The following is a 12,821-nucleotide window of genomic DNA, read 5'->3' on the forward strand; positions in this document are numbered from 1 at the left end:
CGACATGATTGAACTTACCGCGGCCGAGGTTGCCGCACTTAGCAATGGCCGTTTGTCCGCCGGCACCGACCCGGCAACCCCCATCAACGTCGCCCACATCGTGACCGATTCCCGGGACGCCGTGCCCGGGAGCATGTACGTTGCCAAAGCGGGGGAAAACGCCGACGGCCATGACTTCATGGCCGCCGCGTTTGCCGCCGGCGCCATCCTGGCCCTGGCCGAGCGCGAGGTTGCCGCGGACGACGCCGGCACCCTGCACCCCGCCGTGATCGTCGCCGACGCCGTGCTCGCCATGGGCGCCCTGGCCGCCGAGGTGGTGCGCCGCATCCGCGCGCATTCACCCCTGACGGTCATCGGCATCACCGGTTCCGCCGGTAAGACCACCACGAAGGACCTGCTGGCCGGCATCCTGGCCCCGCTGGCACCCACCGTGGCCCCCGTTGGCTCCTACAACGGCGAGGTGGGTGTCCCGCTGACGGTCTTCCGTGCCGTGGAAGCCACCCGCTATCTCATCATCGAGATGGGCGCCACCAAGATGGGCCAGATCACCTACCTCTCGTCACTGGTCAACCCCGACATCGGCGTGGTCCTGTGCGTGGGCAGCGCCCACGCCGGCGAATTCGGCTCCATCGACAACATCGCCGTCGCCAAGGGTGAGCTCGTCGAGGCGCTGCCCGCCCACGGCACCGCAATCCTGAACTACGACGACGCCCGCGTCCGTGCCATGGCCGCCCGCGCCAATGCGCCCGTCACGTTCTTCTCCAGCGCCGACGCCAATGAAGCCTCGACGGTACCCACCGTCCAGGCCCGGGCTGTGCGCACCACCGACGGACACCCGGAATTTGACCTCGGCTTCCCCGGCGCCCCCGACAGTTTCCCGGTCAGCAGCAAGCTCCTGGGCCTGCACCACGTGACCAACCTGCTGGCGGCCGCAACCGCCGCCCACGCGGCCGGGGCGACACCGGCGGATATTGCCGCGTCCCTGTCCACGCAAAGTGCCGCGAGCCGGTACCGGATGGAACGCACCGACCGGCCCGACGGCGTCACCGTCATCAACGACGCCTACAACGCCAACCCCGAATCCATGCGCGCCGCGCTGCGGACCCTGGCCGAACTTGGTGCCGGCGGCACCCGGCGCACCTGGGCCGTGCTGGGGGAGATGCTCGAACTCGGCGAGGACTCCGTCCTGGAGCATGACGCCGTGGGCCGCGTGGCCGTCCGGCTTAACATTTCCCGGCTGATCGTGGTGGGCACACCCGCCCGCGCCATGCATGTCGGGGCCGTCATGGAAGGCTCCTGGGGCGAGGAATCAATGTTCGTCCCCGACGCCGAGGCCGCCTACGAGCTGCTGGAACGCGAACTTGCCCCCGGCGACATCGTGCTCGTCAAGTCATCAAACGGCGCCGGGCTGCGGTTCCTGGGCGATCGGATAGCATTACCCGGAAGACCCGCCCCCGCTGAAACCAACGAACAAAACTCCGGTGAAAGGACCCAGCAGCCATGATCGCATTGCTTATTGGCGCCGGCCTGGCCCTGGCCTTTGCCATGATCGGCACGCCGCTGTTTATCCGCCTCCTCGTGAAAAAGGGGTACGGGCAGATCGTCCGCGACGACGGCCCCACCACGCACCAGGTCAAGCGCGGCACGCCCACCATGGGCGGCACCGTGGTGGTCGGCGCAGTGGTGGCCTCCTACTTCCTCACGCACCTGATCATCTGGTTGCTGAACCCCGACGCGCAGGGGCCCACGGCCTCCGGCCTGCTCATGATCTTCCTCATGGTGGGCCAGGGCCTGGTCGGCTTCCTCGATGACTTCCTGAAGATCTCCAACCAGCGCAGCCTCGGCCTGGACGCCAAGGGGAAGCTGATTGGGCAGGCAGTCATCGGCATCGCCTTCGCGGTCATGGCCCTGGGCTTCCCGGACAGCTCCGGCAGGACGCCGGCCAGCACGTTCATTTCCTTCGCCCGCGACATTCCCTCGCTGAACCTGGCATTTGCCGGTGCCGGCCTCGGCGTGGTGTTGTTCGTGATCTGGTCCAACCTGATCATCGCCGGCACCACCAACGGCGTGAACCTCACCGACGGCCTGGACGGCCTCGCCACGGGTGCCGCCATCCTGGTCTTTGGCGCCTACACGCTCATCGGCCTGTGGCAGAGCAGCCAGGGCTGCGGATCCCGCAAGGTCCCGTCCGAGGCCGTCTGCTACGAAGTCCGCGACCCGTTGGATTTGTCCCTGCTGGCCGTCATCATCTTCGCTGCACTGATCGGCTTCCTGTGGTGGAACACGTCCCCGGCAAAGATCTTCATGGGCGACACCGGCTCACTGGCCATCGGCGGCGCGATCGCCGGTTTCGCGATCCTCTCCCGCACCGAAATCCTGCTGTTCATCATCGGCGGGCTCTTCGTGCTCATCACGCTCTCGGTCATCATCCAGATCGGCTTCTTCAAGCTCTCCAAGGGCAAGCGGGTCTTCTTGATGGCCCCGCTCCAACACCACTTTGAACTCAAGGGCTGGGCCGAAGTGACAGTCGTGGTGCGGTTCTGGATCCTGGCCGGGCTCATGGTGGCCCTGGGACTGGGCGCTTTTTATGCTGAATGGATAGTACGACTGTGACACTGACCCCCGCACACCGCCTCGCAACGCTCACCAGCTGGGATGCCGACTGGACCGGCCTGCGGGTGGTGGTTACAGGCATCAGCAAAACCGGTTTCTCCGTGGCCGACACCCTCGCCGAACTCGGCGCCAAGGTGGTGGTGGTGGCCGCCTCCGACGACGACATCGCCAGGCGCGACGCCGACACCCTCAAGATCGTGGGCGTCAGCGACGTCATCCTCGGAGAGGACACCTCCACCGTCCTGCCGCGCGTGGACGGGGAAGCCGCCGAATTGGTGGTCACGAGCCCCGGCTACAAGCCCAGCCACCCGCTGCTGGCCGCAGCGGCCGACGCCGGCATCCCCATCTGGGGCGACGTGGAGCTCGCCTGGCGCGTGCGCACGAAGGCCGGGCGGAAGACCGCCGAATGGATCACCATCACCGGCACCAACGGCAAGACCACCACGACCACCATGGTGGAGCACATGCTCCAGGCCGCCGGGCTGCGCGCCATTGCGGCCGGCAACATCGGCACCCCCATCCTGGACGCCGTGCGCGACCCCGAGGGCTATGATGCACTGGCCGTGGAATTGTCCACGTTCCAGCTGCACTGGACCGCATCGGTGGAGCCCGTCTCGAGCGTCTGCCTGAACCTGGCCGAGGACCACGTGGACTGGCACGGCAGCTTTGCCGCCTACGCCGCCGACAAGGCCAAGGTCTACGCCAACACCAAGGTGGCCTGCGTCTACAACGCCGAACAGCTTGAGACCGAGCGCATGGTCGAGGAGGCCGACGTCCGCGAGGGCTGCCGGGCCGTCGGCTTCACCACCGGCATGCCCGCCATCAGCATGGTCGGCGTCGTCGAGGGGCTGCTCGTGGACCGGGCCTTCATCGCCGAACGCAAGGATTCCGCCGTCGAATTGGCCCACGTCAGCGACATTGCTGACCTGGTCCCGCGCCACCTGGTGGCCAACGCCGCCGCGGCGGCCGCCCTGGTCCGGGCCTACGGGCTCACGCCCGCCAACGTCCGTGACGGCCTCATCGCCTACGAGAACGGCGAACACCGGATCCAGGCCGTGGCCAAGGCCGACGGCGTGCTGTGGGTCAACGACTCCAAGGCCACCAACCCGCACGCCGCCTCGGCATCCCTGGCGGCCTTCAAGCCCGTCATCTGGATTGCCGGCGGACTGTCCAAGGGCGTGGAGTACGACGACCTTGTGGCCGCCCATGCCGGACGCCTGAAGGCGGTGGTGTTGATCGGCGAGGACAGCAGCGCCCTAGCCGGTGCATTGGCACGACACGCGCCGAATGTGCCAGTCATCGAGACCGGCAGGGCTCACACTGGCAAGGAGGGGATGGGCCAAACACCCATCTTTGGGGACGTCATCATGGCCCAGGCGGTTGCCGCCGCGGCACAGCTTGCCGGCGACGGCGACACCGTGCTCATGGCACCCGCTTCGGCATCCATGGACCAATTCACGTCCTACGCCCACCGCGGCCAGGCATTTATCGACGCGGTGCGGGAGCTGTTGGAACGACGGGCGAGCGCCAATAAGGAGTCATAATGGCCAGAACGCCGGCATTACCCGGAACGTCCGCCAAGCGCGCCCCGGCGGCAGCGGCCGCCGGCAACCAGGCGGACACCGACGAGGTGACCGACACCCCGGACTCCCGGACTGAGTACGGCCCCGCAGAAAACGCCTCCACGAGCCGTTGGCAGACGCTGCGTCATCGCATCGACGCCAGAGCGGGCCGGCCCAGCGCCTCCTACTACTGGATCATCGGCACCACCGTGGCGCTGACCTGCGTCGGTTTGATGACGGTGCTTTCGGCCTCCGCCGCGGAATCCATTTCCGCCGGCGTCGACCCGTATTCGCTGTTCATCAAGGAAAGCACCTTCGCCGTCGCCGGGCTGGTGATCATGATGGTGCTGTCCTTCGTACGCCCGGCCGGGCTGAAAAAACTCGCCTGGCCCGCACTGGGGCTCTCGGCCCTGCTCCTGCTCCTGGTCGACTTCACCCCCCTGGGCGTGGAAATCGGCGGTAACAAAAACTGGATCAACTTCGGCGGCGGCGTGCAGTTCCAACCCTCCGAGGCCGCGAAACTGGCCCTGGCCCTGTGGATGGGCATGATCCTGGCCCGCAAGGGCGAGCTGGTGCGGCAATGGCGGCACACCCTGATGCCCGTGGTCCCCGTGGGCGCCATCATGGTGGGGCTGGTCCTGGGCGGGCACGACCTCGGCACCGCCGTCATCGTCATGACCGTGATCGGCGCCGGACTCTTCTTTGGCGGCGCCAGCCTGAAGGTGCTCGTCCCGACCCTGTTGGGCGGCATCGGCGCCGCCGTGCTCCTGGCCGCCATCAGCGGCAACAGGACCTCCCGCCTGGCCGGCTGGATGGGCCAATGCAGTTCCGGCCTGTGCGACCAGGCCCAGAACGGGCTCTACGCCCTGGCCTCCGGCCGCTGGTTCGGCGTGGGGTTGGGCCAGAGCCGGCAAAAGTGGAGCTGGATCCCCGAGGCCCACAACGACTTCATCTTCGCCATCCTCGGCGAGGAGCTGGGCCTCCTCGGCACGCTCGTCATCATCGCCCTGTACGGCGTGCTCGCCTTCGCGATCTTCCGCGTCATCATGAAGCGCAACGACACGTTCGCCCGCGTGGTGTGCGGGGCCATCCTCGCCTGGATCATCGGCCAGGCCTTCGTCAACATCGCCATGGTGGCGGGCCTGCTGCCCGTCATCGGCGTCCCCTTACCCTTGATCTCCTATGGCGGCACCGCCCTGGTGGTGACCCTCGCCGCCATCGGCGTCGTCCTCTCCTTTGCCCGTGCTGAACCAGACCGTGCCATACCAGAAAGTGCCTCACAAGAATCATGACGAACAACAACAACGAGGCTCTCTCCGTGGTCCTGGCAGGGGGAGGCTCGGCCGGTCACGTCAACCCGCTGCTGGCCATCGCCAACGCCATCCGCGACCGCGTCCCGCAGGCGGCCATCCTGGCCGTTGGCACCGCCGACGGCCTGGAGGCCCGCCTGGTCCCCGCCGCCGGTTTTGAACTGGCCACGATTGCCCGCATCCCCATGCCGCGCAAGCCCTCCCCGGATTTGTTGAAGCTGCCCGGGCGCATGCGCCGCGCCATCGCCGACGCCAAGGACATGCTCCGCCGCGCCAACGCCGACGTCGTGGTGGGGGTGGGCGGCTATGTCTGCACGCCCGTCTACCTGGCGGCCAAGTCGCTGGGCGTGCCGATCGTCATCCACGAGGCCAACACGAAGGCCGGGCTGGCCAACAAGGTCGGCGCCCGGTACACCAGCTACGTGGGCACCGCGTTTGCCGCCACGAAGATCCGGCACGCTCACGTCGTCGGCATGCCGATGCGCGCCGCCGTGGCCGGCCTGGACCGGTCCGCCGCACAGGCCGGTGCCCGCGAACGCCTGGGCATGGAGCCGGGCCTGCCCACCCTGATCGTCACGGGCGGCTCGCTGGGCGCCCTGCGCATCAACAAGGCCGTGGCCGGCGCCGTGGACGCACTCGCGGCCGCCGGCATCCAGACCCTGCACATCACGGGCAACGGCAAGGCGGTCACCGCCGACGACGGCGCCAAGCTCACCGCGCCGGGCTACCGGCAGGTGGAGTACGTGGACGCCATGGAGGACGCCTACGCCGCCGCCGACGTGCTGCTGTGCCGCTCCGGCGCCGGGACCGTCTGCGAGGTGGCCGCCGTGGGGCTGCCCGCCGTCTTCGTGCCGCTGCCCGTGGGCAACGGCGAACAGGCCCGCAACGCCGCCGGGCTCGTGGAGGCCGACGCCGCCCTGCTGGTCAACGACTCATCCCTGGACGCCGACTGGATCAAGGACAACCTCATCGAACTGGTCCTTGACGGCGGGCGGCGTGCCGAGATGTCCGCACGGGCCTCCGCGCTGGGCATTCGCGACGCCGCCGCGCGCATGGCTGACATGGTCCTTGCGGCCGCCGGAAAATGACGGGACAGGTAAACGTGACTATGACGCCAACACCCTATGAGGCGCCCACCCTCCAACAGCTTGGACGCGTGCACTTCATTGGCATCGGCGGGGCCGGGATGTCGGCCATTGCCCGCATCATGCTCAGCCAGGGCGTGCCCGTGAGCGGATCCGACGCCAAGGCCTCCGCCGGCCTCGACGAGCTGGCCGCGCTGGGAGCCCGGGTGCACCTGGGCCATGCCGGCGGCAACGTGGACGGCGTGGACACCATCGTGGTCTCCACCGCCATCCGCGCCGACAACGCCGAGCTCGTGGCCGCGCAGGCCGCCGGTCTCCGCGTGCTGCACCGCTCCCAGGCCCTGGCCGCCGCCATGGCGGGGGACAAGGTGGTGGCCGTGGCCGGCACGCACGGCAAGACCACCACGACCTCCATGATCACCGTGATGCTCCGCGGCGCCGGGGTTGACGCATCCTTTGCCGTCGGTGGCACCGTGCAGGCGCTCGGCGTCAACGCGGCCCACGGCACGGCGGACGTGTTCGTGGCCGAGGCCGACGAATCCGACGCCTCCTTCCTGAACTACCGGCCGCGGATCGCCGTCGTCACCAACCTGGAAGCCGACCACCTGGACCACTACGGCACCGCCGAGGCCGTCTATGCCGCCTTTGCCGACTTCGTGTCGCTGCTGCCGCGGGACGGGCTGCTCGTTGCGTGTGCCGACGACGCCGGATCGGCCCAGCTCGCCGCCCAGGCCGCGGCCGCCGGTGTTCGCACCCTGAGTTACGGCTTCGCCGCCGGGGCCGACATCCGCCTGGTTCCGGTCGCCGGTGCCGGGCTGAACAGCGAGACCACCCTGGTGATTCCGGCCGCATTGGCCGGCCGCACGGGCGGGGAGCTGCGGGTGCCGTTGCGCCTGCAGGTGCCCGGCGCCCACAACGCCGCCAACGCGGCGGCCGCCGTGGCCGTCGCCCTGGAGCTCGGTGTCGACGTTGATGCCGCCACGGCGGCGCTGGCCACGTTCAACGGCGCGGCCCGCCGCTTCGAGGCCAAGGGAGAGGGGCGCGGCGTGCGCGTCTTTGACGACTACGCCCACCACCCCACCGAGGTCACCGCCGCCCTGACCGCCGCACGCACCGTGGCCGGCGGGCACAAGGTGCACGTGCTGTTCCAACCCCACCTGTTCTCCCGCACCCGGGAGTTCGCCGCCGAGTTCGCGCACGCCCTGGACCTGGCCGACACCGTGGCCGTGCTGGACATCTACCCGGCCCGGGAAGACCCCATCCCCGGGGTCACCAGCACGCTGATCACCGATCAGCTGGCCGCACCCATCGGCTACGCACCCGTGCCCGACGCAGCCGTCGCGGCCCTCGTGGCCGCCGCCGAACCCGGCGACATCATCCTCACCGTCGGCGCGGGCGACGTCACCGGCTACGGCACCGTGCTCGTGGCGGCCCTGAACGCCGACACCAACGCCAACAGCAACGACGGCGGCACCCATGGCTGAGCCGCGGCGGCCACGCATCATCACATCCCGGCCCGGCCCGGCGCCGGAGCCCGCTCCGGAACGCCCGGGACAGGCGGGGCACACCGACGTGCCCGACGCCGCCACGGCACGGCCCGTCAGCGGAAAAGTGAGCGTTGCCCCGGTCCCGGCCGAGGACCCCGCACCGGCCAAGGCCTCGTGGGCTCCCAAGCTGCCCAAGGCTGCCAAGGCGCCCAAGCCGGCCAAGCCCGCCAGGGCGCCCAAACCGGAGAAGGCCCCCAAACAGGCCAAGGTACCCAAAGCCGCCAAGGCCGCCAAGTCTGCCAAGGTCCCGGCCCCCGCGTCGGTAACTTCCGGCGCGCAGGTCCTTGCGTTCCCGGAGCCCGCCCACAAGCGGCGTCGGCGCCACGTGTGGCTGGGAGTGGCCGGCGTCGCCGTCGTGCTTGCCATCGTCATGGTCGTGGCCCTGTATTCGCCCGTGCTGGCCGTGAAAACCATCACCTTCAAGGGGAACAAGCTGGTCGCGGAGAAGACGTTGCAAGCGGCTTTGGAGCCACTGCTGTCGAAGCCGCTGCCGCAGGTGACTCAGGGCGATGTCAGCGAATTGTTGGCCAAGGTGCCGCAAATCAAGAGTTCGCGCCTCGTGGCCCAGCCGCCGTCGACCCTTGACATCCAGGTGGTTGAACGCATTCCCGTCGCCCTGCTCAAGAACGGCAAGGACTATCTGCTGGTGGACCAGGACGGAGTGCAGCTTGGCTCCACCAGGAACCCGTCCACCGTGCCGCTGCCGCAGATTGACGGGGGCCGGGCCGCGATCGGGCGGTCCACCTTCAGCGCCATGACGGCTGTGCTGGCCACCCTGCCGCAGTCCGTGCTGGGCAAGCTGGCCAACGCCACGGCCAAGTCGCCGGATGCCGTGCAACTGCAGCTGACCGACGGCAAGACCGTGATCTGGGGCAATGCCTCCGACATGGAGCTCAAGGCGCAGGTTTTGGACGCGCTCATCAACGCCCCGGTACCCACGCCGGTCGACGGAACCCCGCCTCCGCCTCCCGTACGTGTGTACGACGTCAGCGCACCCCGCCATCCTGTGACACGCTAGAGGTACCCACTCATGGGCGGCAGAGGACTTTTTTCACCGGATATGCACGACACGCGGGGGCGGTTATTGCATGCGGCAGCGATGCACCATAGCGTCACTGGGAAGAGTTAGTTGACATAACTATAACCTTCAACCTGAAGGTTAAGCTGCGAAGTTTCAAGCACCGGTTGAACCATCGCGGCGCAGCAAGACCCCCAAAGAACATGTAGCAAGATACGAACAAGGGACACTTAACGTGGCAGCACCCCAGAATTACTTGGCCGTCATCAAGGTCGTCGGCATCGGCGGCGGCGGCGTAAACGCAGTGAACCGCATGATCGATGTGGGCTTGCGCGGCGTTGAGTTCATTGCCATCAACACCGATGCCCAGGCATTGTTGATGAGCGACGCCGACGTCAAGCTCGACGTCGGCCGGGAGCTGACGCGCGGACTTGGCGCCGGCGCCAACCCCGACGTCGGACGCCAGGCGGCCGAGGACCACCAGGAAGAAATCGAAGAGGTCCTCCGCGGCGCCGACATGGTGTTCGTCACCGCCGGCGAAGGCGGCGGCACCGGCACCGGCGGCGCGCCCGTCGTGGCCCGGATCGCCCGCACCCTCGGTGCCCTGACCATTGGCGTGGTCACCCGCCCGTTCACCTTCGAGGGCCGCCGCCGCGCCACGAGCGCCGACAACGGCATCGAGGCGCTGCGCGACGAGGTCGACACGCTCATCGTGATCCCCAACGACCGCCTGCTCTCCATCAGCGACCGCAACGTGTCCGTCCTTGACGCGTTCCGCTCCGCCGACCAGGTGCTGCTCTCCGGCGTCCAGGGCATCACCGACCTGATCACCACTCCCGGCCTGATCAACCTCGACTTCGCCGACGTCAAGTCCGTCATGCAGGGTGCCGGTTCGGCCCTCATGGGCATTGGTTCGGCCCGTGGCGAGGACCGTGCCGTCAAGGCCGCCGAGCTCGCCATCGCCTCGCCGCTGCTGGAGGCCTCGATCGACGGCGCCCACGGCGTGCTGCTGTCCATCCAGGGCGGCTCCGACCTGGGCTTGTTTGAGATCAACGAGGCAGCCCGCCTGGTGCAGGAAGTTGCCCACCCCGAAGCCAACATCATCTTCGGTGCCGTCATTGACGACGCCCTGGGCGATGAGGCCCGCGTGACCGTGATCGCGGCCGGCTTCGATTCCCCGGACACCGCCTCCGAGACCAAGGAAGCCGCTTCCGCCCCGGCCGCACCCCCCGTACCGGCCGCCGTGCCGAGCACGGGCGCCACCGTGACGAACCTGAACCAGTGGGGCCAGCAGTCGGTCTCGCACGTTCCGGCCGACGGCGGTTTTGACGTGGAGCTCCCGGCCATCGTGGAGCCCGACCTCACGGGCCACCGCGCCGACGACCTGGATGTCCCCGACTTCCTGAAGTAGGCACGTACCCGTACCGCCAGCGATTCCGCCGCCCCCTTCGGGGCGGCACCGAAAGGCCAGTTTGCCCGTGTTGTGGTTTTCGCAGGAGTTCCGCCCAGGATTGTGGGTGGGCTTCACCAACTCCGACGCCGGCAACCTGGCCTTTCACGTGGGCGACGACCCCGCCCGCGTGCGGCACAACCGCGACGCCCTCGACGCCGGCATCGGCGCCCTGGGCGGCAGCGGCACCCCGACGACGCTGCACTATATGAACCAGGTCCACGGCAACGACGTCGCCGTGCTGGCGGCACCGAACGCCGAGACTCCGGCCGCCGAGGCCCCGACCGCCGACGCACTCGTGTCGCGGTCGGCCAGCCTGGCCGTCATGGTCGCCGACTGCGTGCCCGTGGTCCTGGCCGGCGTCGATGCCGATGGCACGCCCATGGTGGGTGTGGCGCACGCAGGCCGCCCCGGCGTCGAAAAAGGCGTCGTCGAGGCCACCGTCCGCGAGCTCCGGCTTGCCGGCGCACAGTCCCTCCAGGCATGGATCGGGCCCAGTGTCTGTGGACGCTGTTACGAAGTCCCCGCCGCGATGCGCGACGCCGTAGCGGCCGTCGCGCCGGCGGCCTTCGCCACCACCTCCTGGGGAACGCCGGCCCTTGACCTGCCGGCCGCCGTCGAATGGCAGCTGGGGCAGCTGGGCGTCAACGCACGCAACGTGGGCGTCTGCACCCTGGAACATCCCGAATTCTTCTCCCACCGCCGCGCCGTGCGCGACGGCGAGGCCGAAGGCCGGTTCATCGGATTCGCGGCGCTCCTGGCCCCCAACCCCCTCAGCACAGCGAAAGAACCACGGCCATGAACACCCCCGACGCCCGATCCATCCAACTGGAGCAAAACCTGGCCGCCGTCAGGGACCGGATCCGCCGCGCCGCCGGCAACGCCGAACCCACCCTGATCGTGGTCACCAAGTTCCACCCGGCCGAGGACGTGCTGCGACTGCGCCGCCTGGGGGTTGCCGACGTGGGGGAGAACCGCGACCAGGAGGCGGCCGCCAAGGCTGCGGACGTGGCCGACGCCGCCCTGCGCTGGCACTTCATCGGCCAGCTGCAAAGCAACAAGGCCCGCTCGGTGGCCCAGTACGCGCACTCCGTCCATTCAATCGACAGGGCGTCCCTGGTCGGCGCCCTGGGCCGCGCCGTCGCCGCCCAGCAGGACCTCGACGGCCGGAACGCCCTGGAATGCTTCATCCAGGTGGACCTGTCCGAGTCGGCTCCCGAAGCCCCAACGGCCCAGGGGAGCGGCACCCGGGCGACCGCCGCGCGGGGCGGGGCCGCGCCGTCGGAAGTCCCCGCACTGGCCGAACTGATCGCCTCGACCCCCGGCCTGCGGCTGGCCGGCGTCATGGCCGTCGCCCCGCTGGGCGCCGCGCCCGAACCGGCCTTCGAACTGCTGGCCGGCGTTTCCGCCCGGGTGGTCGCCGACCACCCCGAAGCCGCGGCGATCTCCGCCGGCATGAGCCACGACCTTGAAGCCGCCATCCACGCCGGTGCGACACACCTGCGTGTCGGTTCCGATATACTCGGCCCGCGTCCCGCCGTGGGGTAGCGTTTTGGGTGTTGGCAACAACATGTAGGCTCGTACTACCCACCCCGCAGCTAGCAGACCAATAGAGGAGCTAACCATGGCTGGCGCTCTGCGCAAGACAATGATCTATCTTGGGCTCGCCGATGGTGACGAGCACTATGACGCTGAGCTCGCTCCGTCAGTGCCCAAGAATGAGGAACCCCCGCGGAGTATGAGCGCGAGGCCCCCCAGGCTCCGGCACCCGTTGCCGAACCCGCTGCGCCAAAGGCGGGCGACGAAGAATACCGTGCACCTGTGACTCCCATCAAGCGTGCCGCATCAAATCGGGAAGAGGCTGCAAGCTTGCGTCAAATCACTACTGTTCACCCCCGCTCGTACAACGACGCCAAGATCATCGGTGAAAGCTTCCGTGACGGCATCCCCGTCATCATGAACGTCACCGACATGGGTGAAGCCGACGCCAAGCGCCTCGTCGATTTTTCCGCCGGCCTGGTCTTTGGCCTGCGCGGCTCGATCGAACGGGTCACCAACAAGGTCTTCCTGCTCTCGCCGTCCTACATCGAGGTCCTGGGCGACGACAAGAAGCTCTCGGACACGCAGGCCAGCTTCTTCAACCAGAGCTAGGCCCAGCACCCGCTGACAGTCTTTATCCGCATTGCCCGGGCACTATGTGTCCGGGCAATGCGTTATATGGGGTGTCGGTGGAAAA

At 68.6% G+C, this 12,821-nt stretch carries 10 protein-coding genes and 1 pseudogene; all 11 read left to right on the plus strand.

The genetic code is table 11. The features are described 5' to 3' along the window. Positions 1-4 precede the first annotated feature (4 nt). A complete protein-coding gene (locus AL755_RS08245; protein WP_054010591.1) occupies positions 5-1,504 on the plus strand; it encodes a UDP-N-acetylmuramoyl-tripeptide--D-alanyl-D-alanine ligase in 1,500 nt (499 codons plus the stop codon). Further along, positions 1,501-2,613 (plus strand): phospho-N-acetylmuramoyl-pentapeptide-transferase, encoded by a 1,113-nt coding sequence (gene mraY / locus AL755_RS08250; protein ID WP_054010592.1) that lies wholly within the window; start codon positions 1,501-1,503, stop codon positions 2,611-2,613. Before AL755_RS08245 ends, mraY begins: the two co-directional genes overlap by 4 nt. Beyond that, positions 2,595-4,157, plus strand: coding sequence for a UDP-N-acetylmuramoyl-L-alanine--D-glutamate ligase (murD, locus tag AL755_RS08255; RefSeq protein ID WP_054010593.1), 1,563 nt, complete (start codon positions 2,595-2,597; stop codon positions 4,155-4,157). The genes mraY and murD overlap by 19 nt, the downstream gene beginning before the upstream one ends. Continuing rightward, entirely contained in the window at positions 4,157-5,467 is a 1,311-nt protein-coding gene (locus AL755_RS08260) for an FtsW/RodA/SpoVE family cell cycle protein (RefSeq protein ID WP_082369020.1), read from the plus strand. Before murD ends, AL755_RS08260 begins: the two co-directional genes overlap by 1 nt. After that, positions 5,464-6,573: an undecaprenyldiphospho-muramoylpentapeptide beta-N-acetylglucosaminyltransferase gene (gene murG / locus AL755_RS08265; RefSeq protein WP_054010594.1), complete on the plus strand. Its 1,110-nt coding sequence runs from the start codon at positions 5,464-5,466 to the stop codon at positions 6,571-6,573. Before AL755_RS08260 ends, murG begins: the two co-directional genes overlap by 4 nt. Positions 6,574-6,593: 20 nt before the next feature. After that, the gene (murC, locus tag AL755_RS08270; protein ID WP_054010595.1) at positions 6,594-8,054 is read left to right on the plus strand and encodes a UDP-N-acetylmuramate--L-alanine ligase; all 1,461 of its coding nucleotides are present in this window, start codon (positions 6,594-6,596) and stop codon (positions 8,052-8,054) included. Continuing rightward, complete coding sequence (locus AL755_RS08275) at positions 8,047-9,135, plus strand: cell division protein FtsQ/DivIB (RefSeq protein WP_082369022.1); 1,089 nt, start codon at positions 8,047-8,049, stop codon at positions 9,133-9,135. Before murC ends, AL755_RS08275 begins: the two co-directional genes overlap by 8 nt. A 235-nt stretch (positions 9,136-9,370) precedes the next feature. Next, positions 9,371-10,546 carry a cell division protein FtsZ gene (ftsZ, locus tag AL755_RS08280; protein WP_054010596.1) on the plus strand — a complete coding sequence of 392 codons (1,176 nt, stop codon included), beginning with the start codon at positions 9,371-9,373 and terminating at the stop codon, positions 10,544-10,546. A gap of 106 nt (positions 10,547-10,652) precedes the next feature. After that, positions 10,653-11,387 carry a polyphenol oxidase family protein gene (locus tag AL755_RS08285; protein WP_237762636.1) on the plus strand — a complete coding sequence of 245 codons (735 nt, stop codon included), beginning with the start codon at positions 10,653-10,655 and terminating at the stop codon, positions 11,385-11,387. Further along, the gene (locus tag AL755_RS08290; RefSeq protein ID WP_054010598.1) at positions 11,384-12,133 is read left to right on the plus strand and encodes a YggS family pyridoxal phosphate enzyme; all 750 of its coding nucleotides are present in this window, start codon (positions 11,384-11,386) and stop codon (positions 12,131-12,133) included. The genes AL755_RS08285 and AL755_RS08290 overlap by 4 nt, the downstream gene beginning before the upstream one ends. 76 nt (positions 12,134-12,209) lie before the next feature. Beyond that, positions 12,210-12,736: pseudogene (locus tag AL755_RS08295) on the plus strand (cell division protein SepF). Positions 12,737-12,821: the final 85 nt, after the last annotated feature.

The organism is Arthrobacter sp. ERGS1:01, from assembly GCF_001281315.1.
Taxonomy (GTDB): domain Bacteria; phylum Actinomycetota; class Actinomycetes; order Actinomycetales; family Micrococcaceae; genus Specibacter.